This is a genomic window from Gordonia sp. ABSL11-1 (genome assembly GCF_030315685.1).
GTDB lineage: Bacteria > Actinomycetota > Actinomycetes > Mycobacteriales > Mycobacteriaceae > Gordonia.
This window is the reverse complement of sequence record NZ_JASXSI010000017.1, coordinates 61,881-84,928: the sequence shown is the minus strand read 5'-3', so window position 1 is coordinate 84,928 and position 23,048 is coordinate 61,881. Positions and strand designations below refer to the sequence as shown.

20 protein-coding genes are annotated in these 23,048 nt (G+C 69.3%); 19 read left to right on the top strand and 1 reads right to left on the bottom strand.

The window, feature by feature from the left end; genetic code table 11:
• The first annotated feature begins 10 nt into the window (after nucleotides 1–10).
• From QSJ19_RS18460 to aroB, 9 genes are all read left to right on the top strand, one after another.
• On the top strand, nucleotides 11–1,402 hold the full coding sequence (locus tag QSJ19_RS18460; RefSeq protein WP_286322429.1) for a replication-associated recombination protein A: 1,392 nt from the start codon (nucleotides 11–13) through the stop codon (nucleotides 1,400–1,402).
• A gap of 70 nt (nucleotides 1,403–1,472) precedes the next feature.
• Nucleotides 1,473–4,181 (top strand): alanine--tRNA ligase, encoded by a 2,709-nt coding sequence (alaS, locus tag QSJ19_RS18455; RefSeq protein ID WP_286322428.1) that lies wholly within the window; start codon nucleotides 1,473–1,475, stop codon nucleotides 4,179–4,181.
• Entirely contained in the window at nucleotides 4,178–4,609 is a 432-nt protein-coding gene (ruvX, locus tag QSJ19_RS18450; RefSeq protein ID WP_286322427.1) for a Holliday junction resolvase RuvX, read from the top strand. Before alaS ends, ruvX begins: the two co-directional genes overlap by 4 nt.
• A gap of 100 nt (nucleotides 4,610–4,709) precedes the next feature.
• Nucleotides 4,710–6,635 carry an endolytic transglycosylase MltG gene (gene mltG / locus QSJ19_RS18445; RefSeq protein ID WP_286322426.1) on the top strand — a complete coding sequence of 642 codons (1,926 nt, stop codon included), beginning with the start codon at nucleotides 4,710–4,712 and terminating at the stop codon, nucleotides 6,633–6,635.
• A 4-nt stretch (nucleotides 6,636–6,639) separates the two neighbouring features.
• Nucleotides 6,640–7,473, top strand: coding sequence for a shikimate dehydrogenase (locus QSJ19_RS18440; RefSeq protein WP_286322424.1), 834 nt, complete (start codon nucleotides 6,640–6,642; stop codon nucleotides 7,471–7,473).
• Nucleotides 7,474–7,575: 102 nt separating this feature from the next.
• Nucleotides 7,576–7,959, top strand: a complete 384-nt coding sequence (locus tag QSJ19_RS18435) for a prepilin peptidase (protein WP_286322423.1) — start codon at nucleotides 7,576–7,578, stop codon at nucleotides 7,957–7,959.
• 40 nt (nucleotides 7,960–7,999) lie between these two features.
• Nucleotides 8,000–9,208: a chorismate synthase gene (aroC, locus tag QSJ19_RS18430; protein ID WP_286322422.1), complete on the top strand. Its 1,209-nt coding sequence runs from the start codon at nucleotides 8,000–8,002 to the stop codon at nucleotides 9,206–9,208.
• Nucleotides 9,205–9,759 (top strand): shikimate kinase, encoded by a 555-nt coding sequence (locus tag QSJ19_RS18425; protein ID WP_286322421.1) that lies wholly within the window; start codon nucleotides 9,205–9,207, stop codon nucleotides 9,757–9,759. The genes aroC and QSJ19_RS18425 overlap by 4 nt, the downstream gene beginning before the upstream one ends.
• A complete protein-coding gene (gene aroB / locus QSJ19_RS18420) occupies nucleotides 9,756–10,865 on the top strand; it encodes a 3-dehydroquinate synthase (RefSeq protein ID WP_286322420.1) in 1,110 nt (369 codons plus the stop codon). Before QSJ19_RS18425 ends, aroB begins: the two co-directional genes overlap by 4 nt.
• Nucleotides 10,866–10,995: 130 nt before the next feature.
• Here the strand turns inward: aroB and QSJ19_RS18415 are convergent, their stop codons facing one another.
• Entirely contained in the window at nucleotides 10,996–11,487 is a 492-nt protein-coding gene (locus QSJ19_RS18415) for a B-4DMT family transporter (RefSeq protein ID WP_286322419.1), read from the bottom strand.
• A 109-nt stretch (nucleotides 11,488–11,596) separates the two neighbouring features.
• Here QSJ19_RS18415 and QSJ19_RS18410 point away from each other — a divergent pair, with 109 nt between their 5' ends.
• The 10 genes from QSJ19_RS18410 (at nucleotide 11,597) to pyrF (ending at nucleotide 22,851) form a co-directional block, all read left to right on the top strand.
• Complete coding sequence (locus QSJ19_RS18410; protein ID WP_286322418.1) at nucleotides 11,597–12,730, top strand: M24 family metallopeptidase; 1,134 nt, start codon at nucleotides 11,597–11,599, stop codon at nucleotides 12,728–12,730.
• A gap of 33 nt (nucleotides 12,731–12,763) precedes the next feature.
• On the top strand, nucleotides 12,764–13,327 hold the full coding sequence (gene efp / locus QSJ19_RS18405; protein WP_286322416.1) for an elongation factor P: 564 nt from the start codon (nucleotides 12,764–12,766) through the stop codon (nucleotides 13,325–13,327).
• A gap of 11 nt (nucleotides 13,328–13,338) precedes the next feature.
• Nucleotides 13,339–13,848, top strand: coding sequence for a transcription antitermination factor NusB (gene nusB, locus QSJ19_RS18400; RefSeq protein ID WP_286322415.1), 510 nt, complete (start codon nucleotides 13,339–13,341; stop codon nucleotides 13,846–13,848).
• 151 nt (nucleotides 13,849–13,999) lie between these two features.
• A complete protein-coding gene (pyrR, locus tag QSJ19_RS18395; protein ID WP_286322414.1) occupies nucleotides 14,000–14,638 on the top strand; it encodes a bifunctional pyr operon transcriptional regulator/uracil phosphoribosyltransferase PyrR in 639 nt (212 codons plus the stop codon).
• Complete coding sequence (locus QSJ19_RS18390) at nucleotides 14,638–15,585, top strand: aspartate carbamoyltransferase catalytic subunit (RefSeq protein WP_286322413.1); 948 nt, start codon at nucleotides 14,638–14,640, stop codon at nucleotides 15,583–15,585. Before pyrR ends, QSJ19_RS18390 begins: the two co-directional genes overlap by 1 nt.
• A gap of 64 nt (nucleotides 15,586–15,649) precedes the next feature.
• Entirely contained in the window at nucleotides 15,650–16,960 is a 1,311-nt protein-coding gene (locus QSJ19_RS18385; protein ID WP_286322412.1) for a dihydroorotase, read from the top strand.
• The gene (locus QSJ19_RS18380; protein WP_286322411.1) at nucleotides 16,957–17,517 is read left to right on the top strand and encodes a PH-like domain-containing protein; all 561 of its coding nucleotides are present in this window, start codon (nucleotides 16,957–16,959) and stop codon (nucleotides 17,515–17,517) included. The genes QSJ19_RS18385 and QSJ19_RS18380 overlap by 4 nt, the downstream gene beginning before the upstream one ends.
• The gene (gene carA, locus QSJ19_RS18375) at nucleotides 17,514–18,683 is read left to right on the top strand and encodes a glutamine-hydrolyzing carbamoyl-phosphate synthase small subunit (protein WP_286322410.1); all 1,170 of its coding nucleotides are present in this window, start codon (nucleotides 17,514–17,516) and stop codon (nucleotides 18,681–18,683) included. The genes QSJ19_RS18380 and carA overlap by 4 nt, the downstream gene beginning before the upstream one ends.
• Nucleotides 18,683–22,018 carry a carbamoyl-phosphate synthase large subunit gene (carB, locus tag QSJ19_RS18370; protein WP_286322409.1) on the top strand — a complete coding sequence of 1,112 codons (3,336 nt, stop codon included), beginning with the start codon at nucleotides 18,683–18,685 and terminating at the stop codon, nucleotides 22,016–22,018. The genes carA and carB overlap by 1 nt, the downstream gene beginning before the upstream one ends.
• Complete coding sequence (pyrF, locus tag QSJ19_RS18365) at nucleotides 22,015–22,851, top strand: orotidine-5'-phosphate decarboxylase (RefSeq protein WP_286322408.1); 837 nt, start codon at nucleotides 22,015–22,017, stop codon at nucleotides 22,849–22,851. Before carB ends, pyrF begins: the two co-directional genes overlap by 4 nt.
• Nucleotides 22,852–23,048 lie beyond the last annotated feature (197 nt).

Genomic DNA, 23,048 nt, shown 5'->3' with positions numbered 1-23,048 from the left:
CGCGCCGGGCATGGACGGGCTCTTCGACCCACCGTCAGCCGGCCCGGTCGCCGGACCCGGTGCCGGGGCACTGACCTCACCTCCGCAGGCGAACGCGCCGCTGGCGGTGCGGATGCGACCGCAATCGCTCGACGAGATCGTCGGACAGCAACACCTGCTCGGCCAGGGTTCGCCCCTGCGGCGCCTGATCAACGGCTCGGGCGCCGCCTCGGTGATGTTGTACGGTCCGCCCGGGACCGGCAAGACGACGATGGCGGCGCTGATCTCGCGCGCCACCGGCGGTCGCTTCGAAGCGCTCTCGGCGCTGTCGGCCGGCGTCAAGGAGGTGCGCGCCGTCATCGACGTCGCGCGCCGTCGACTGATCGACGGCCAGCAGACCGTCCTGTTCATCGACGAGGTGCATCGCTTCTCGAAGACCCAGCAGGACGCGCTGCTGGACGCCGTCGAGAACCGGATCGTACTGCTGGTCGCGGCCACCACGGAGAACCCGTCCTTCTCGGTGGTCTCGCCGCTGCTGTCCCGCTCGCTGGTCCTGCAGCTGCGCTCGCTGTCCGACGACGACATCCGCGAGGTGCTGCGGCGGGCGGTCACCGACCCCCGTGGTCTCGACGGGAGGGTGGCGATCAGCGAGGACGCGCTCGGTCACCTCGTCGCCGTCGCCGGGGGCGACGCACGTCGAGCGCTGACCGCGCTGGAGGCCAGCGCCGACGCAGCCGTGCAGGTCGAGGACGAGGGCGAGGCCACACCCGTCCTGGAGGTCGCCGACGTGGAGGCGGCGATCGATCGCGCGGCGGTCCGCTACGACCGGGACGGCGATCAGCACTATGACGTCACCAGCGCGTTCATCAAGTCCATCCGTGGTTCCGACGTCGACGCCGCGCTGCACTACCTGGCACGGATGATCGCCGCAGGGGAGGATCCCCGGTTCATCGCGCGCCGACTGATGATCCATGCCAGCGAGGACATCGGGATGGCCGATCCGATGGCCCTGCAGACCGCGGTCGCCGCCGCACAGGTCGTCGCCCTCGTCGGCATGCCGGAGGCGAGACTCGCGCTGACGCAGGCCACCATCCACCTCGCGACAGCACCGAAGTCGGCGGGGGTCGTGTCCGCGATCGGCGCCGCCCTCGCCGATGTGGAGGCGGGAAAATCGGGTGCGGTTCCGTCCCACCTGCGGGACAGCCACTATGCGGGGGCCAAGGGACTCGGCAGCGGGATCGGGTACCGCTACCCCCACGACGACCCGGACGGTGTCGTCGCCCAGCAGTACGCACCGGACGAACTCGTGGGTGTCGACTACTACCACCCGACCGATCACGGGAACGAACGCGAGATCGGTGCCCGCCTCGGGCGGTTGCGATCCATCGTGCGTGGTGTCACCGGGCGGGGCCGCCGACGGTAGTCTGGTAGGTCGACCAGCCCGGACGGCCCCGACCTCCGCCCGCCGACCACGACCCCCGAGGACGAACTCAGTGCAGACGCATGACATCCGGCAGCGCTTCCTGGATCACTTCATCAAGGCGGGCCACACCGAGGTCCCCAGCGCCTCGCTGATCCTCGACGATCCGAACCTGCTGTTCGTCAACGCCGGGATGGTGCCGTTCAAGCCGTACTTCCTCGGCGAGCAGACCCCGCCGTTCGACCGCGCCACGAGCGTGCAGAAGTGCGTGCGCACCCTCGACATCGACGAGGTCGGCATCACCACCCGGCACAACACCTTCTTCCAGATGGCCGGCAACTTCTCGTTCGGTGACTACTTCAAACGTGAGGCCATCAACTTCGCGTGGACCCTGCTCACCAACAGCGTCGACGACGGCGGATACGGCATCGCCCCCGACAAACTCTGGCCGACGGTCTACCTCGACGACGACGAGGCCGAGGCCATCTGGCGCGACGAGATCGGGGTCCCCGCCGAACGCATCCAACGGCGCGGGCTCAAGGACAACTACTGGTCGATGGGCGTGCCAGGCCCGTGCGGCCCGTGCTCGGAGATCTTCTACGACCGCGGACCGGCCTACGGGGTCGAGGGTGGCCCCGAGACCGACGAGGACCGCTACATCGAGATCTGGAACCTCGTGTTCATGCAGAACGTGCGTGGCCCCGGTGGCGGCAAGGACGGGTACGAGATCCTGGGTCCGCTGCCGAAGAAGAACATCGACACCGGCATGGGCATCGAACGAGTCGCCTGCATCCTGCAAGGCGTCGACAACGTCTACGAGACGGACCTCTGCAAGCCCATCATCGATCTCGCCGCCCGCCTGACCGGACGGGCCTACGGCGCCGGCAACCACGACGACGACGTCCGGTTCCGGGTGATCGCCGACCACGCCCGAACTGCCACGCTGCTGATCGGTGACGGTGTGCTCCCGGGCAACGACGGCCGCGGGTATGTGTTGCGGCGGCTGCTCCGGCGGGTCGTGCGGTCGGTCCGTCTGCTGACCGCCGGGAGTGAAGCGGGCGCGGTTGGTTCCGTCGGTGCGGATCAGCCGACGATGGGCGACTTCATCGATCTGGTCGTCGATACCATGTCCCCGTCGTATCCGAATCTGGCGGAGCAGCGCACCCACATCGTGGATGTCGCGGTCGGCGAGGAGGCCTCGTTCAGCAAGACCCTGGCCGCGGGATCGACCCTGTTCGCCGATGCCGCCGCGGCGACGAAGGCCGCGCAGCGCACGACGATCAGCGGGGACGCGGCGTTCACCCTGCACGACACCTACGGTTTCCCCATCGACCTCACCCTCGAGATGGCCGCCGAGGCCGGTCTCTCGGTCGATCAGCAGGGCTTCACCGCCCTCATGGCCGAGCAGAAGCAACGCGCGAAGGCTGATGCGACGGCGCGCAAAACCGGTCACGCCGACCTGTCGGTGTACCGCGAGTTCCTCGATCGGGGACCGACCACGTTCACCGGATTCGACGAACTCGTCTCCGAGGCGAGGGTCCTCGGTCTGGTGTCCGACGGGTCGCGGGTGCGCACCGCGGCGCCCGGCCAGGAGCTCGTCGTGGTGCTCGACCGCAGCCCCCTCTACGCCGAATCCGGCGGCCAGATGGCCGACGTCGGGACCATCACCACCGGTGACGGGGTACGTCTGCGGGTCACCGACGTGCAGAAGGCGGGCAAGTCGGTCTGGCTGCACAAGGTGACCGTCGACGAGGGGGAGATCGCCGAGGGCGACGAGGTCATCGCAGCCGTCGACCAGGCGTGGCGACACGGTGCCACACAAGGACATTCGGGAACCCACATGGTTCACGCCGCGCTGCGTCAGGTACTCGGCCCGACCGCCACCCAAGCCGGCTCACTCAACCGTCCCGGCTATCTCCGGTTCGACTTCCATTCCGGAAAACCGTTGTCGGAGAGCCAACGTCGCGAGATCGAGGAGATCAGCAACGCGGCTGTCGAGGCCAACTATCCGGTCAACACCTTCGAGACCGGGCTGACCGAGGCGAAGCAGATGGGCGCGGTCGCCCTGTTCGGCGAGAACTACGGCGACGTCGTCCGCGTCGTCGAGATCGGCGGCCCGTTCTCCATGGAGCTCTGCGGCGGCACCCATGTCGCGGCATCCGCGCAGATCGGCCCGGTCACCGTGATCGGCGAGTCGTCGGTCGGGTCCGGGGTCCGACGGGTGGAGGCCTACGTCGGCATGGACTCGTTCCGCTACCTGTCGAAGGAGCGGGCGCTCATCGCCGGTCTCGCGTCGTCGTTGAAGGTGCCGTCCGAGGAGGTGCCCGGCCGGGTCGAGCAACTCGTCACCCGTCTGCGTGACGCCGAGAAGGAGATCGAACGGATGCGGGCCGAGTCGGCGCGCTCGGCCGCCGGGGGACTGATCGACGCCGCGACAACCTCCGGGGACACCCTGGTCGTGGGTGGCCGGCTGCCCGACGGACTCGACGGCAACGGCCTGCGCGGCCTCGCGACCGATCTGCGCGGCAAGGTGGCCGATCGCCAGGCCGTGATCGCGTTGTTCTCCGCCGACGGTGACGGCACGAAGGTGCCGTTCGTGATCGCCACCACCGATGCGGCTCGCTCGCACGGGGTGAAGGCCGGCGACATCGTCAAGGAGATCGCGCCCCTGGTCGGTGGACGCGGCGGCGGCAAGCCCGACCTCGCCCAGGGATCGGGATCCGATCCCGACGGCATCGAGTCCGCCATGACCCGTGTCCGCGACCTCGTCCGGGATCGATGACCTGGACGCGGGGACGGCGCCTCGGCATCGACGTCGGTTCGGTGCGCATCGGCGTCGCGGTCTGTGATCCCGACGGCATCCTCGCCACCCCGGTGGAGACCGTACAGCGCACACCCAACGGTGACGGCGACATCCGGCGAATCGCCGCGCTCGTCGACGAGTACGACGTGACCGAGGTGATCGTCGGATTGCCCAAGACCCTGCGCAACGAGACCGGTACCGCCGCCGGACTCGCCCGTGAGTTCGGCGACCGCCTCGGCGCCCGGATCGCGCCCGTGGGCGTCGAGTATCACGACGAGCGTCTGACCACCGTCACAGCCACCCACGCGCTGCGGGCGAGCGGCGTGAAGGCGAAGTCGTCGCGCGCCGTGATTGATCAGGCGGCCGCGGTCGCTATTCTGCAGGGGTGGCTGGACACCCGACGATGAACTCTGCTCGCGTCCGGCCCCACATCACAACGCAATTCGTGATCGCGAACCACGTCTGTCGCGCCCTCGAATCTCGCGGGAACCTGAGAGGAACCACTCGGTGACCGACGAACGCCATCGACCTCGGCGGCACGATCTCTCCGAACAGCCCACCGAACAGCTCGATCTCGAACGGCTGCGCTACTTCACCCAGCCTGCGGAGGGGAAGCCGTCCACCCGTCATCGTCGGCGCCGTGAAGGAGCCGACGGGTCGCAGCCCACCCGCCGTGCCGCGCGCACCCCGGTTCCTCCGCCGCCGCCGACGACGGGACCCCAGCCGAGGGCTCCCCGCCCGATGACGCCTCCGGACACCGTGCCCCCGTCTGGCGCACAGCCCGCTGTTGCACAACCCGCTGATGCACAACCCGACGCCCGCGGTCGCGTTCCTGAGCCGCCCCGCCCGACCCAGCGACGTCCCGACGCGGACCCGACCGAGACCGTCCCGCACACCCGACCGAAGCCGGAACGTGCTGTCCCCAAACGCATCCCGCCCGGCGGCGTCGACGGCGATCGTCCGCTGGCGGTCTCGTCCGGCGAATACGCCGATCCGTTGCGCAGCGCCGTCCCGCATCGTGCGCGCCGGCGCCCCGTGCAGACCCCCGCGCACAGCCCCGTGCCGACGGAGCAGGTCGTCGCGACCGAGCGGTCCTCAGTGCTCGACGAACTTGAGTTCGACGATCACCGCGATCTCGATCACCGCGAGCTCGAACTCGGCGATCGGGGAGTCCTCGACAGCGCCGACGACGCCGCCGACGGCACGCGACGCCGCCGACGACAACGCACAGGGCGCGACAGACGCCGCGGCGCCGTACGCCCCCGCGGAGGGGACACCGGGGCGGCACCCGGGCGCACCAGGCGCCGGGTGGTGCTCGGGGTGGTCCTGGTCTGCATGCTCGCGCTCGTCGTCGGCGTCGGCTTCGTCGGACTACGGTCGTTCGGGGTGTTCGAGAACCGCAAGGACTACACCAACACCGCCGGCACTTCCGACGTCATCGTCGACATCCCGCAGAACTCCACGCTGATGGATTTCGGCCGCATCCTCGAGGACAACGACGTGGTCGGCAGCGTCCGTGCGTTCGTCAACGCCGCCGACGGACAGGCGATGTCGGGTGGATATTACAAACTCCGCACCCAGATCCCGGCGGCCACCGCGGTCCAGATGATGACCGACGGCAACGAGTACCGGGTCGGACGCATGGTGGTGCCCGAGGGGTTGCAGCTCGACAACAAGGAGGGCGTCGACGGGAAGACGACGCCCGGCATCTTCCAGATGATCTCGAACGCGACCGCGGTGACGGTCAACGGACAACGCGTCGGCGCCGACGTCGGCCAACTCGAGAAGGCGGCCGCCGACGCCACCCCCGACCAACTCGGTGTCCCGGAATGGGCCCGGCCGACGGTCGAGCAGCTCGCGGGGGACCATCGACGCATCGATGGTCTCATCGCTCCCGGGACATGGGAGACGATCGACCCCGATCACTCACCGACGCAGATCCTGCACGACCTCATCGTCGCCAGCGCGCTGCGGTTCGAGCAGTGGGGTCTGCTCGAGACCCATGACTCCGGACTCTCGCCGTATCAGACCCTCGTCGCCGCATCGGTCGTGGAGCGGGAGGTGGCCAGCCCCGAGGACTTCCCCAAGGTGGCCAGGGTGATCCTCAACCGGCTGCGGGACGGCCAGCGGCTCGAGATGGACTCCACCGCCAACTACACCGCGACCGTCACGAACATCGATGTCTACGGCGACGCCTACAAGGCCGACAACAAGTGGAACACCTACCGGATCACCGGGCTGCCGGTGACGCCCATCGGTGCGGTCGGGGAGCGGGCCCTCACCGCGGTCGAACATCCGACCCCCGGCCGCTGGCTCTACTTCGTCACCATCGACCGCAACGGCACGACATTGTTCGCGAACACTTTCGACGAGCACAAGCAGAATCGCGAGAAGGCTTGCCAGAACAAGCTTCTGACCACCGGGTGTAGCTGACACCATGTCGTCGTCGTCGCCGCGTCGCGCGGCCGTGCTCGGATCACCCGTCGGCCACTCCCGATCACCCGATCTGCACCGCGCCGCCTATCAGGCCCTCGGTCTCACCGGCTGGACCTACGACCGCATCGAATGCACGGCGGAGCAACTGCCCGATCTCGTGTCCGGGCTGGGACCCGAGTACGTCGGACTGTCGGTGACGATGCCGGCCAAACTGGCGGCCCTGGCCTTCGCCGACGTGCGCACCGACCGCGCCGAGCTCGTCGGGTCGGCCAACACCCTCGTCCGTACCGACGACGGGTGGCGCGCCGACTGCACCGACATCGACGGGATGGCGGGCGCATTGCGTGAGGTCGGCGCGGACGCCGCCGACAATCCGTCCGCCGTCGTCGTCGGCGCGGGGGGCACCGCTCTGCCCACGGTCGCGGCGCTCGCCGACGCCGGCATCACGGAGCTGACCGTTGTGGCCCGCGACGCCGGTCGCGCGGTGCCCGTCGTCGAGGTGGCCCGCCGCCTCGGCATGTCCTCGATCGTCCTGCCGTTCGAGGACGGCACCGAGCTTGCCCACCGGTGCCGCGTCAGCGCCGTCGCGGTGTCGACGGTCCCGGCCGACGCGGTGACGCCGATCGTCGGGTCGGTGGCGCAGGCACCGGCGGTGGTCGACGTGATCTATCACCCGTGGCCGACCCCACTGGCCGCCGCGGTGGACGCCGCGGGCGGCCGGATCGTCGGCGGTCTGGTCATGCTCCTCAACCAGGCGTTCAGCCAGGTGGAGCAATTCACCGGCCGCCCCGCCCCGCGCGAGGCGATGGCGGCGGCACTGCAGCACCACGCCTGACCCCCGACGCCCCCGGGGACCTGGTCGTCCACAGGACCCGATTGATCCACAGATCGACCCACGGCCGGTGGCATCGGGGCCGGCGCCCGGCAGGCTCGACGGATGGCATGGTGGCTCGTCCTGGTCTGGTCCGGTGTGATCGCGCTCGGCGACGCGCGAACGGGACGCATCCCGAACCCGATCGTGTGGCCGGGGGTGGTGGCGCCGGTCGCCATCGGCCTCGATCACCCGGTGGTCCTGATCTCCGCCCTCGTGACGGTGCTGCCCTATCTCGTCGCCTCGATGGCCGGTCGATGCGGTGGTGGCGATGTGAAACTCGCGTTCGCCGTCGGTGCACTGGTGGCGGACCCCGCGATCGGGCCGGCGGTGGTCCTGGTGGCCGCGGTGGTCGGACTCGCCGGACATCTGCGTGCCGGTGTGCCCGGTCCCCGGCCCCACGGACCCGCGCTGGTCGGTGCGACGGTCGGTGCACTGCTGCTGACATGAGCGCCGCGACCAGGTGGGGTGGTCGGGATGGTGAGGCGCCATGGAACAATCGGGAACTGTGTTGCGCTGGATAACTGCCGGAGAATCCCATGGCCCGGCCCTGGTCGCCATCGTCGAGGGGATGGTGGCCGGAGTGGAGATCACCTCGTCCGACATCGCCGAGCAGCTCGCCCGCCGCCGGCTCGGCTACGGGCGTGGCGCGCGGATGAAGTTCGAGGCCGACAAGATCACCCTCGTCGGTGGCCTTCGGCACGGCCGGACGATGGGTGGCCCCGTCGCGGTCGAGATCGGGAACACCGAATGGCCGAAGTGGGAGACGGTGATGTCGGCGGACCCCGTGGACGCCGCCGAGCTGGAGGGCAGCGCACGCAACGCGCCGCTGACCCGCCCGCGCCCGGGCCACGCCGACTACTCCGGGATGCTCAAGTACGGCTTCGACGACGCCCGCCCGATCCTCGAGCGTGCCAGTGCCCGCGAGACCGCCGCACGGGTCGCGGCCGCGACGGTCGCGCGTAACTTCCTGCGCCAGGTCTTCGGGATCGAGGTGCTCTCGCACGTCATCTCGATCGGTGCCAGCGAACCGTACGACGGTCCCGCACCGCGTGTCACCGATCTCGGGGCGATCGACGAGAGTCCCGTGCGCGCGTTCGACGCCGACGCCGAGAAGTCGATGATCGCCGAGATCGAGGCGGCCAAGAAGGACGGCGACACCCTCGGTGGTGTCGTCGAGGTGGTCGCGACCGGTGTGCCCGTTGGACTCGGATCGCACGTCAGCGGCGAGACCCGTCTGGACGCGAGACTGGCCGGTGCCTTGATGGGCATCCAGGCGATCAAGGGCGTCGAGGTCGGCGACGGCTTCACCACCGCCCGCCGCCGCGGCAGCCAGGCGCACGACGAGATGATCCCCGGGCCTGACGGGGTGCTCCGGTCGACGAACCGGGCCGGAGGGCTCGAGGGCGGCATGACCAACGGCGAGGACGTCCGGGTTCGGGTCGCGATGAAACCGATCTCGACGGTGCCGCGTGCGTTGTCGACCGTGGACATGTCGACCGGTGACGAGGCCGTCGCCATCCACCAGCGTTCCGACGTGTGTGCGGTGCCCGCAGCCGGCGTCGTCGCCGAGGCGATGGTCGCGCTGGTCCTGGCGCAGGCGGCCCTGGAGAAGTTCGGCGGCGACTCGGTGGCCGAGACCGCGGAGAATCTCGCCGGCTACCTGAAGCTCATCGACTCCCGTCCGCCGCGCTCATGAGCCCGGCGGCTCCGCAGCGTCGGCCGGTGGCGGTCCTGATCGGGTTCATGGGGGCGGGCAAGTCGACAGTCGGTCGCATTCTCGCCGACCGTCTCGGCGTCGACTTCGTCGACACCGACGCCGAGATCGTGCGGATCAGTGGGCGGGAGATCCCCGAGATCTTCACCGCCGAGGGCCCGGCGCGATTCCGCGAGATCGAACGCGACGTCGTGCTGGATGTGTTGCGGTCGCACGGTGGGGTGGTCGCGCTCGGCGGCGGCGCCGTCATGACCCCCGCTGTCGCCGACGGACTGCAGGGTCATCGCGTCGTCTATCTTCGGGTGACCGCCGACGACGGCTTCGCCCGGGTCCGCGACAGCGATCGACCGCTCATCGCCGGCGACGACCCGCAGCGGCGCTATCGCGAACTGCTCGACGGGCGTCACGAGACCTACACCCGCACCGGCACATTCGCCGTCGATGCCGCAGCCGGCGCACCGGGCGACGTCGCCGACGCCATCCTCGCCGAGTTGGCGCGAACACTGGTACCAGAAAGGGCTTCGACCACATGACCGAGCCAGTGGCCATCGCGGTCAACGCCGGGGCACCCTACGACGTCATCATCGGGCGCGGACTGCTCGACGACGTCGCGGTGGCCGCGACCGGTGCCGACCGCATCGCGATCCTGTACCAGCCGACGTTGGCCCAGACCGCCGAACAGATCCGGGAGTATCTGGTGGGCAGGGGATTCGACGCGCATCGCGTGGAGATCCCGGATGCCGAGGCGGGTAAGGACCTGTCGGTGGCGGCGTTCTGCTGGGACGTCTTCGGGCGGATAGGGCTCAAGCGCAACGACAAGGTGATCAGTCTCGGCGGGGGGGCGGCGACCGATCTGGCGGGCTTCGTCGCGGCGACCTGGATGCGCGGCATCGGCGTGATCCACATCCCGACGACATTGCTGGCGATGGTCGACGCCGCGGTCGGCGGCAAGACCGGGATCAACACCGACGCGGGCAAGAACCTGGTCGGGTCCTTCCATGAGCCCGACGCCGTCCTGATCGACACCGCCACCTTGGAGACCGTCCCGCGCAACGAGGTCGTCGCGGGTCTGGCCGAGGTCATCAAGACCGGGTTCATCGCCGACCCGGTCATCCTCGACATCATCGAGGCCGATCCCGACGCCGCGATCGATCCGGCGGGATCGGTTCTGCCCGAACTGATCCGACGTTCAGTCCAGGTGAAGGCCGATGTCGTGTCCGCGGACCTGAAGGAGTCGTCGCTGCGCGAGATCCTCAATTACGGTCACACGCTCGGGCACGCGATCGAACGGCGTGAGCGGTACCGCTGGCGTCACGGAGCGGCGGTGTCGGTGGGTCTGGTGTTCGCCGCCGAACTCGCCCGTCTGGCCGGCCGCCTCGACGACTCGACCGCCGACCGCCATCGGACGGTTCTCGACCTGGTCGGGCTGCCGACGAGCTACGATCCCGACGCGCTTCCCGATCTGCTGGAGACGATGGCCGGCGACAAGAAGAACCGGTCCGGCGTGCTGCGGTTCGTCGTACTCGACGGCCTCGCACGCCCAGGGCGGTTGGAAGGACCGGATCCGGGTCTCATCGCGGCCGCGTACTCGGCGGTGGCGGGTACGGCACCGTCATCCGGCGGTGGCGTGCTGCTCTGAGCGCACTCGTACCGAGCATCACGAACTACAGACGAACTCCCATCGACGTCGAGCCCCGAAGGGCCGCGCGGTGGGAGTTCTGCGCTGCGCGAGTCCTGCGCTGCGCGAGTTCTATGTTGTCGGCGGAAGGTCAACCGGCGACGTGTTCGCCGTCCCGGTCGGGATGCACCGACCAGTCGTCGTCGGCCTCGGCCTTGCGCTGGTCGCGCCGGACGAGCCAGCGGCCGATGGCCGCACCGAGGAAGGCGGGCGCGAAGATCAGCAGTGCGGTGAACGAGCCGCCCGCGATGAGCTCGACGAACAGGTTTGCCTCGCCGATCCCGGCGAAGACGAACCGGCCCAGGGCCCATCCGATGATGCCTGCGAGGACACCCGCGAGCAGGCCGGCCTGCAGCCAGCGCACGGTCAGATCCGCGTAGTCGTCCGGATCGGGGTTCGCGCGGGCGTCGGCGGTGCCGTCGATCCCGCCCCAGATCAGCGCGACCAGCACGACGGCGGCGATGGCGATCGTCTTCCACACGGTCGAGTGCAGCGGTGCGTTGACCACGGCGACACCGAGAAGGACGCGGGCGATGACGTGCACTGCGGTCATGGCAAGACCGCGCAGTAACCACGAGGACATAGCGGACAGGGTACGCAACTGCGAACGTGTTCCAAAACACATCCCCCGCTCAGTGGGGCGCCGCGCTGTGCGTGGACGGCTGCGGGGCACCGGCCGGTAGCGTGGACACATGCCTTCCGATGTCATGACCAGCGACTACCGCTCCCGACGTGACCGCGTCCGGGTGGCGTTGGCACAGGCTGGTGGCGAGACCGTCGCCGACGCCGTCGTCATCAGCGACCTGATCAACGTCCGCTACCTCACCGGGTTCACCGGGTCCAACGGCGCGGTCCTGATCTGGTCCGACGACGCATCGGCCGATCGGATCTGCACCGACGGCCGCTACCTCACGCAGGTGGCCGAGCAGGCCGGCGATCTCGACGCGGTGATCGCCCGGGACTGTCTGACCGAGCTGGCCGTGCACGCAGCCGGTAAGGGCGCACGGGCCGTCGGCTTCGAATCGGACGCGGTGACCGTCGCGGCGCACCGTGGCCTGGCGGACCGGATGGGTGAGCTGGACTCCGCCGCCGCCGAACTCGTCCCGCTGCAGGGACTCGTCCAAGGGCTGCGCCTGGTGAAGGACGCCGGCGAGGTCGACGCACTGCGTCGGGCATGCGCGGTCGGCGACTCGGCGTTGGCCACCCTCGTCGAGCGCGGCGTGATCCGGCCCGGCGCCACCGAGCGTGAGGTGGCCCGCGCCCTGGAGTGGGAGATGTTCGCGCTCGGCGCCGATGCCGTGGCGTTCGAGACGATCGTCGCGGCCGGCGCCAACTCCGCGGTGCCGCATCACCGCCCGACCGACGCAGTGCTGGCCGACGGTGACCTGGTGAAGATCGATTTCGGTGCGGTCGTGGAGGGTTATCACTCGGACATGACGCGTACCTACGTCCTGGGCCGGGCGGCCGACTGGCAACGCGAGATCTACGACCTCGTCGCGGCGGCGCAGGCCGCGGGACGCGCGGCACTGCACCCGGGCGCCGAGCTGCGCGGAGTGGACGCCGCGGCCCGGTCGGTCATCGCCGCCGCGGGGCACGGAGAGCACTACGTCCACGGCCTCGGTCACGGCGTGGGACTGGAGATCCACGAAGCGCCCGGAATCGGTGCACTGGCGACGGGTACACTGCCTTGCGGCGCGGCGGTGACCGTGGAACCCGGCGTCTACCTCCCCGGCCGGGGTGGCGTCAGGATCGAAGACACCCTGGTCGTCACCGACGGCCCACCGGAGCTGCTGACCGCCACCGACAAGACATTCACCGTCATCTGACGGACGACCCGGACCCGAGGGAAGAGAACACACATGGCGACCACCGCCGATTTCAAGAACGGCCTCGTGCTGCGCATGGACGACCAGCTCTGGCAGATCCAGGAGTTCCAGCACGTCAAGCCCGGCAAGGGCCCGGCCTTCGTGCGTACCAAGATCAAGAACGTGCTGTCGGGCAAGATCGTCGACAAGACCTTCAACGCGGGCGTGAAGGTGGAGACCGCGACTGTCGACCGTCGCGACATGACCTACCTCTACAACGACGGCACCGACTACGTCTTCATGGATGTCAAGGACTACGAACAGTTCTCGATCGCACCGGACACCGTCGGCGATGGCGCGCGGTTCCTACTGGAGAGCATGACCGTGCAGGTCTCGCTGAACGAGGGCGTCCCGCTGTTCGTGGAGCTGCCCGTCACCGTCGAGCTGGTGGTCGAGCACACCGATCCCGGCCTGCAGGGTGACCGTTCCACCGGCGGCACGAAGCCGGCCAAGCTCGAGACGGGCGCCGAGATCGCGGTCCCGCTGTTCATCAACACCGGGGACAAGCTGAAGGTCGACTCGCGCGACGGCAGCTACCTCGGTCGCGTCAACTCCTGATCGCCGCACCCGTGAAACAGCCCGGTACCCGGCACAAGGCCCGTCGTCGCGCCGTCGATCTCCTCTTCGAGGCGGAGGCGAAGCGGGTCAGCCCGACGCAGCTGGTCGCCGAACGACGTGAGTACGTCCGCGACGACGAGAGCGTCGGCACCATCCACGACTACACCGCGACCGTCATCGACGGTCTCGGCTCGGATCTCGACCAGGTCGACGCCGTGGTGTCCTCGCACCTGCGGGGATGGACGCTCGAGCGGCTCCCGGCGGTGGACCGTGCGATCCTGCGGCTGGCCACCTGGGAGCTGTTCCATGCCGTCGATGTCGACCCCATCGTCATCGTGGACGAGGCGGTCGAACTGGCCAAGGAACTGTCGACCGACGACTCACCGGCGTTCGTCAACGGTGTCCTCGCGCAGATCGCGGAGTTGGCGCCGCAGGTCCGCGCTGCGGCGGCCGCCGGGAGCGGAGCGAGCGGGGCCGATGTTGCGGCCGCCGGGAGCGACGCCGACGACGACGGGGCCTGACCCTCGTCTCATGGAGTACGCCCCACCGGCGGGTTGACCAAGCGCACACCTCGTCGGCTCGGTTTCCGGGTGGCCCGGCGTGTAGAGTTCTCCGCGACAGACATCCTTTAACGATCCGTCCAGAGAGGCGGAGAAGGAGGTCGGCTCGGCCATGCCAACCGACGGTGCCCCGCCTACCGATGGCTCCGCTGCTTCTCCGGCAGCCCCGGCACCCGCGGGTCGGGTGTTGCTCGACGCGTCGGACGTCGCACGCACCATCGCCCGCGTCGCCCATGAGGTGATCGAGAAGACGGCTCTCGGCTCTCCCGGCGCCCCTCGCGTGGTCATCATCGGAATCCCCACTCGCGGTACGTATCTCGCGACGCGGCTGGCCGAGAAGATCGACGAGTTCACGGATGTCGGCGTGCCGGTCGGTTACCTCGACATCACCCTGTACCGCGACGATCTGCGCGCCAAGCCGCATCGGCCGCTCGAACGCACGGTGGTGCCGGCCGGTGGCGTCGACAACGCGGTCGTGGTCCTCGTCGACGATGTCCTCTTCTCCGGGCGGACCGTCCGTGCCGCGCTCGACGCGCTGCGCGATCTCGGCCGGCCGTCGGCGGTCCAACTCGCGGTGCTGGTCGACCGTGGTCACCGTGAGCTGCCGTTGCGCGCCGACTATGTCGGCAAGAACATCCCGACGTCCCGCGACGAGAACGTCTCGGTACACCTCGTCGAACAAGACGGTGTGGACGAGGTCGTGCTGAGTCCGGCCCCGCCGCGTGCCTCGACCGGTCCGGCGGAGGCGTGATGCACCACCTGCTGTCGACCGCCGACCTGTCCGCCGACGAGGCGACCGAACTGCTCGACGAGGCCGAACGATTCGAGCAGGCGCTGACGGGCCGCGAGGTCCGCAAGCTGCCCACGCTGCGTGGCCGCACGGTGATGACCGTCTTCTACGAGAACTCCACCCGCACCCGCGTGTCGTTCGAGGTCGCCGGCAAGTGGATGAGCGCCGACGTCATCAACGTCAGCGCGTCCAGCAGTTCGGCGGGCAAGGGCGAGTCCCTGCGTGACACGGCGAAGACCCTGCATGCGGCGGGTGCCGATGCCCTCATCGTGCGTCACCCGGCGTCCGGTGCGGCCCATCAGATCGCCGGCTGGACCTCTGACGCGGACGGGCACGGACCGTCGGTCATCAATGCCGGCGACGGCACGCACGAGCATCCGACCCAGGCTCTGCTCGACGCGCTGACGCTGCGTCAGCGCCTCGGCGATCTCGCCGGCCGGCGTATCGCGATCGTCGGGGACGTCCTGCATTCGCGCGTTGCCCGCTCGAACGCGCAGCTGCTCTCGACGCTGGGCGCCGAGGTGGTCCTCGTCGCCCCCGAGACGTTGCTGCCGGTCGGTGTCGACGAGTGGCCGGTCGCCACGTCGAACGACCTCGACGCCGAGTTGCCGGCCGCCGATGCCGTGATGATGCTGCGCGTCCAGGCCGAGCGGATGAACGGCGGGTTCTTCCCGAGTGCCCGCGAGTACTCGGTGCGGTTCGGTCTGAACGATCGCCGTATGGCCTTGCTCGACGACCACGCGGTGGTGCTGCATCCGGGTCCGATGTTGCGCGGCATGGAGATCGGCTACTCGGTGGCCGATTCGCCCCGCGCCACCGTCCTCGAACAGGTTCGCAACGGTGTCCACGTCCGCATGGCGGTCCTGTTCCGCCTGCTCGTCGGCACCGACAGTGCCGCGCTGCCATGACGCCCGTCCCGATGAGAGAAGTCCCAGCGAACAACCCAGGAGCCCAGCGAGTGGAGATGCCGAAGTGAGTGCTCCGACAACCGGATCGGTCCTGATCACCGACGTCCGTCCCTACGGTGAGGGCGAGCCGGTGGACGTCCTCGTCGTCGACGGTCACATCGCGGAGATCGGGTCGTCGGTCGCGGCCCCGGACGACGCAGAGCACATCGAGGGTCGCGGCGCGATTCTGCTGCCCGGTTTCGTCGATCTGCACACCCATCTGCGGGAGCCGGGACGGGAGGACACCGAGACCATCCGGACCGGATCGGCGGCCGCCGCGCTCGGCGGTTACACCGCGGTGTTCGCCATGGCCAACACCGATCCGGTCGCCGACAACTCGACGATCACCGACAACGTCTGGCGCACCGGCCGGGACATCGGGCTGGTCGACGTCCATCCCGTGGGTGCGGTCACCGTCGGGCTCGCGGGGAAGCAGCTCGCCGAGATGGGCATGATGGCCGCGGGTGTGGCCGGGGTGCGGATGTTCAGCGACGACGGGAAGTGCGTCGACGACCCGTTGCTGATGCGGCGCGCACTCGAGTACGCGAAGAGCCTCGACGTGCTGATCGCCCAGCATGCCGAGGAGCCGCGGCTGACCGTCGGCGCGATAGCGCACGAGGGCCCCACCGCCGCTCGACTCGGATTGACCGGCTGGCCGCGTGCCGCCGAGGAGTCGATCGTCATCCGCGACGCCCTGCTGGCACGCGACGCGGGTACCCGTGTGCACATCTGCCACGCGTCGACCGAGGGCACGGTGGAGCTGCTGCGGTGGGCGCGACAGCAGGGGATATCCATCAGCGCAGAGGTCACCCCTCACCATCTGCTGCTCGACGACTCACGGCTCGAGACCTACGACCCGGTCAACAAGGTGAACCCTCCGCTGCGCGAGACGCCTGACACCGAAGCGCTTCGACAGGCCCTGTCCGACGGTGTGATCGATTGCGTGGCAACTGATCACGCCCCGCATGCGGCCCAGGAGAAGGCCTGCGAGTTCGCGCAGGCGCGCCCCGGCATGCTCGGCCTGCAGACCGCGCTGCCGATCGTCATCGAGACGATGGTGACACCGGGGCTGCTCGACTGGCGGGGCGTGGCGCGGGTCATGAGCGAACGTCCCGCACAGATCGTCGGTCTCACCGATCAGGGTCGTCCGATCGAGGTGGGGGAGCCGGGGAACCTGACCCTCGTCGATCCGGACACCTCGTGGGTGGTCCACGCCGACGGCTTGGCAAGCCTGTCGCGGAACACGCCGTACGAGTCCATGACGATGCCGGCGACCGTCACCGCCACCGTGCTGCGCGGTGTCGTGACCGCGCGCGCAGGCGAGGTCCTCCGATGAGCGGGTTCGACATCGTCATCGTGGTTGTCGTGATCCTGGTATGGCTGGGCCTCGTCGCGCTGGCGCTGCGTGGCTGGCGCAATCGGGGGCGTCGGCAGGCGGACATCATCGGCACTCCACCCGCGGTACCCGCCGATCTGCCGGCACCGACGCGCGGCCCCGACACCGGGCTCTACGTCGGCAGCACGATCGCACCGAGCTGGCAGAACCGGGTGGCCGTCGGCGACCTGGGAGATCGTGCGGCCGCGGCGATCTCGTCCTATCCGGACGGGATCCTCATCGAACGGCAGGGTGCGTCGCGAATATGGATCCCACGGTCGTCGATCACCGCCGTGCGCACCGAGCGTGGACTCGCCGGCAAGGTGATGACCGCCGACGGCGTCCTGGTGATCCGCTGGGTGCTGCCGAGTGGCACGGAGATCGACTCCGGTCTGCGCGCCGACGACAAGGGCATCTACCCGGGCTGGGTGACCGAGGAGATCGGTCCCGGAACCGGCACCGGCATCGACGTGAACGGGCCGGGACCCGAGCAATCCGAACAGGGGAAAGAGCAATGAGCACAGCAGTTCTGGTGCTGGAGAACGGCCAGGTCTTCCGGGGGAGTGCCTACGGCGCGGTCGGGGAGACGCTCGGTGAGGCGGTGTTCTGCACCGCCATGACCGGCTACCAGGAGACACTGACCGACCCCAGCTATCACCGACAGATCGTCGTCGCGACGGCACCGCAGATCGGTAACACCGGCTGGAACGACGAGGACGGCGAGAGTACCGGGAGTGCCGGCAGCGACTCGTCGACCGGTGACTCGGGCAAGATCTGGGTAGCCGGTTACGCGATCCGCAATCCCACTCGGCGCGTGTCGAATTGGCGGGCCACCACCTCACTCGAGGACGAACTGCGGCGTCAGGGCGTCGTCGGCATCGCCGGGATCGACACGCGGGCCGTCGTACACGTCCTGCGTGATCACGGGTCGATGCGGGCGGGGATCTTCAGCGGCGCGGCCGCCGCCTCCGACGACGAGCTGATCGCCCGCGTGCGCAACCAGCCGGAGATGACGGGCGCGGACCTCGCCGGCGAGGTCACCACCGACGGCACGTACACGGTCGAGCCCGACGGCGACGTCCGCTTCACCGTCGCCGCGCTCGACCTCGGTATCAAGACCAACACCCCGCGAATGTTCGCCCAGCGCGGTGTGCGGGTGCACGTCCTGCCGTCGACCGCCGGGCTCGACGCCGTCACCGATATGGCGCCGGACGGGGTCTTCCTGTCGAACGGTCCCGGTGACCCGGCGACCGCCGACGCCGTCGTCGAGCTGACCCGGGGGGTGCTCGACACCGGGCTACCGCTGTTCGGCATCTGCTTCGGCAATCAGATCCTGGGCCGCGCCCTGGGTCGTGCCACCTACAAGATGAAGTTCGGGCACCGCGGCATCAACATCCCGGTCATCGACCACGTCACCGGCACGGTGTCGATCACCGCGCAGAACCACGGCTTCGCCCTCGAGGGGGAGGCCGGCGAGGAGTTCGACACCGATTTCGGTCGCGCACGGGTCAGCCACGTGTGCGCGAACGACGGCACCGTCGAAGGTGTCGAACTGCTGTCCGGACAGGCGTTCTCCGTCCAGTACCACCCGGAGGCGGCGGCCGGTCCGCACGACGCCGCTTCCCTGTTCGACAAGTTCGTCACCCTGCTCGAGGGTGACCGTGCGCAAGGAACGAGGGCCTGATGCCGCGCCGTACAGACATCTCCCACGTCCTGGTGATCGGCTCCGGTCCGATCGTGATCGGCCAGGCATGTGAGTTCGACTACTCGGGCACCCAGGCGTGTCGCGTCCTGAAGGCCGAGGGCCTGCGGGTGAGCCTGGTGAACTCCAACCCGGCAACCATCATGACCGACCCGGAGTTCGCCGACGCCACCTACATCGAGCCGATCACGGCCGAGTACGTCGAGAAGGTGATCGAGGCCGAGCGTGACGCAGGGCACCCGATCGACGCGGTACTGGCCACCCTCGGTGGTCAGACGGCGCTGAACACTGCTGTCGCGCTGCATGATCGAGGTTCACTCGAGAAGTACGGCATCGAACTCATCGGTGCCGACTTCGACGCCATCCAGCGCGGCGAGGACCGGCAGAAGTTCAAGGACATCGTCGCCGACGTCGGCGGTGAGAGTGCCCGGTCCCGGGTCTGCCACACGATGGACGAGGTCCGCGACACCGTCGCCGAACTCGGATACCCGGTGGTCGTGCGACCCTCGTTCACGATGGGCGGACTCGGCTCCGGCATGGCCTACGACGAGAACGACCTCGAACGCATTGCCGGCGGGGGACTGGCCGCGTCGCCGACCGCCAATGTGCTGATCGAGGAGTCGATCCTGGGCTGGAAGGAGTACGAGCTCGAGCTGATGCGCGACAACCGCGACAACGTCGTGGTCGTCTGCTCCATCGAGAACCTCGATCCGGTCGGCGTGCACACCGGCGACTCGGTCACGGTGGCGCCCGCGATGACCTTGACGGACCGCGAATACCAGATCATGCGCGATCTCTCGATCGCGATCCTGCGCGAGGTCGGCGTCGACACGGGTGGCTGCAACATCCAGTTCGCCCAGGACCCGGCCGACGGTCGCCTCGTCGTCATCGAGATGAACCCACGTGTGTCGCGGTCGTCGGCGCTGGCGTCGAAGGCCACCGGCTTCCCGATCGCGAAGATCGCCGCGAAACTCGCCATCGGCTACAGCCTCGACGAGATCGTCAACGACATCACCAAGGAGACGCCGGCCTGCTTCGAGCCGACACTCGACTACGTCGTCGTGAAGGCTCCGCGTTTCGCGTTCGAGAAGTTCCCCGGCGCCGACGACACGCTCACCACCACGATGAAGTCGGTGGGCGAGGCGATGTCGCTGGGACGCAGTTTCGCCGAGGCCCTGGGCAAGGTGATGCGTTCGCTGGAGACGAAGGCGGCCGGATTCTGGACCGAGCCGAACCGGCCCGATCCGGCCTCACTCGACCTCGATGCGCTGCTCGAGTCGCTGCGCACGCCGAAGGACGGCCGGTTGTACGGACTGATGCTGGCGTTCGAGGCGGGTGCCAGTGTCGAGCAGCTCTATGAGGCGACCGCCATCGACCCGTGGTTCCTCGCCGAGATCGGCGGCATCGCCGCACTCGGCGCCGACATCCGCGATGCGGACACGCTCGATGAGGCGTTGCTGCGCGAGGCGAAGTCGACGGGGTTCTCCGACCGCCAGATCGCCGCGCTGCGAGCCGATTTCGCCGATGAGGCCGCGGTCCGTGCGTTCCGCGTCGGGCTCGGCGTGCATCCGGTCTACAAGACGGTCGACACGTGTGCGGCGGAGTTCGAGGCCAAGACCCCGTATCACTACTCCAGTTACGAGCTCGACCCCGGCGCGACGAGTGAGGTGGCACCGCAGCCCGATCGGCCGAAGGTGCTGATCCTCGGATCGGGCCCGAACCGGATCGGGCAGGGCATCGAGTTCGACTACTCGTGTGTGCATGCGGCACTGACGTTGTCGGAGGCCGGCTACGAGACCGTGATGGTCAATTGCAACCCGGAGACGGTCTCCACCGACTACGACACCGCCGACCGTCTCTACTTCGAGCCACTCACCTTCGAGGACGTCCTCGAGGTCTACCGTGCCGAGTCCGAGTCCGGCACGGTGGCCGGTGTCATCGTCCAGCTCGGTGGTCAGACGCCGCTGGGACTGGCCGATCGTCTCGAGTCGGCGGGTGTGCCGATCGTCGGGACCAGCCCGGCGGCCATCGACCTGGCCGAGGACCGTGGCGAGTTCGGCAAGGTGCTCACCGCGGCCGGGCTGCCCGCGCCCGCATTCGGCACCGCGACGAGCTTCGCCGAGGCACGCGACACCGCTGCCCGTATCGGCTATCCGGTCCTCGTCCGACCGTCTTACGTGCTGGGCGGGCGCGGCATGGAGATCGTCTACGACGAGACGTCGCTGGAGGATTACATCTCCCGCGCCACGGAGCTGACCGAAGACCATCCGGTGCTCGTCGACCGATTCCTCGAGGACGCGGTGGAGATCGACGTCGATGCCCTCTGCGACGGCGACGAGGTCTACATCGGCGGGGTCATGGAGCACATCGAGGAGGCCGGTATCCACTCCGGTGACTCGGCGTGCGCGCTGCCCCCGGTGACCCTGGGGCGTTCGGATCTGGAGATGGTCCGCGCGTCCACCGAGGCACTGGCCAAGGGGATCGGCGTCCGCGGGCTGCTCAACGTGCAGTACGCACTCAAGGACGACGTCCTCTACGTCCTGGAGGCCAACCCGCGGGCCAGTCGCACGGTGCCGTTCGTCTCCAAGGCGACCGCCGTGTCGCTCGCCAAGGCCTGCGCCCGGGTGATGCTGGGCGAGTCGATCGCCGAGCTGCGCCGCCAGGGCCTGCTGGAGGCCGAGGGCGACGGCGGTGAGTCCCCGGCGCACGCTCCGATCTCGGTCAAGGAGGCGGTGCTGCCGTTCAACCGGTTCCGTCGTCATGACGGAATGGGTGTCGACTCGCTGCTCAGTCCGGAGATGAAGTCCACCGGCGAGGTGATGGGCATCGACGCCGACTTCGGCCGTGCCTTCGCCAAGTCGCAGACGGCTGCCTACGGATCGCTGCCGACGTCGGGGGCGATCTTCGTGTCCGTCGCGAACAAGGACAAGCGCGCCCTGCTGTTCCCGGTCAAACACCTAGCGGACCTAGGATTCGAGATCCTGGCCACTGTCGGTACAGCGGACGTGTTGCGCCGCAACGGTATCGAGTGTCGGACCGTGCGCAAGCACTTCGAGGCAGCCGACGGTGAGCCGACGATCGTCGACATCATTCGGGCCGGAGAGGTCGCCATGGTGATCAACACGCCGTACGGCAACTCGGGACCGCGCGTGGACGGCTACGAGATCCGTAGTGCCGCCGTGTCGGTGAACATCCCATGCATCACCACCGTGCAGGGGGCCAGCGCCGCCGTGCAGGGCATCGAGGCCGCGATGAACGGTCAGATGGAGGTCCAGTCGCTACAACGGCGTCACGCGGTGCTGGTGAACCGCCGATGACCGCGCCGCCGTCGTCCGGGTTCGCGCCGCGCTACCGAGAGGTCATCGCAGAGCGGGGACGTCTGTGCGCCGGCATCGACCCGCACGCAGCACTGCTGGAGGAGTGGGGCTTACCGGTCTCCGTAGACGGGTTGTCGAGGTTCGCCGACATCTGCGTCGAGGCGCTGGGCCCCACGGCGGCGGTGATCAAGCCGCAGGTCGCCTTCTTCGAGGTGTTCGGCTCGGGCGGATTCGCCGTTCTCGAGAAGGTGATCCGCGGTTGCCAGGCCGCGGGAGCGCTCGTGCTCGCCGACGCCAAGCGCGGAGACATCGGTTCGACGATGCAGGCCTACGCGACCGCCTGGCTCGGCGACGCCTCACCGCTGTGCTCGGACGCGGTCACCCTCTCGCCCTACCTCGGGTTCGGGTCGCTCGCGCCCGCCGTCGAGGCGGCCCGTGCGACCGAGCGGGGGGTCTTCGTGCTCGCCCGCACCTCGAACCCCGAGGGCGTGCGGATACAACTCGCCGACGCTGACGGCCGACCGGTCGGGCAGACCGTCGTCGACGCCGCGGCCGAGGAGAACGCCGACGGCTCGTCGACTGTCGGACTTGTCGTCGGCGCCACGCGGGCCCACGGTCTCGACCTCGCCGGCCTGCGGGGGCCGATCCTGGCGCCCGGCCTGGGCGCGCAAGGGGCCACCCCGGCCGATCTCGCCGAGGTGTTCGCCGGTGCCGATGCCACGTGGTTGCTGCCCGCGAGCAGTCGGGGGGTGTTGCGGAGCGGACCGGCGATCGGCGACCTCCGCGCTGCCTGCGAACGCACGCGCGACGAGGTCGAGTCGGCGCTGGGCTGAGCTCGGCGCCCGGCGGCCCGGTGCTCCGCACGGGGCCTCGTGGCCGTGTGCGCGCGGCGACAGCGCCACTGCGGGACAGATGACGTGGAGCGTCACGCTGGCCCGTACGTTCGACGTCATCTGCGGTCACGCCTCCGCCGGCGACGCGCGTCAGACGTGTGTCGACCTCGGGGTCCGCGACACGCGCGACACAGCAT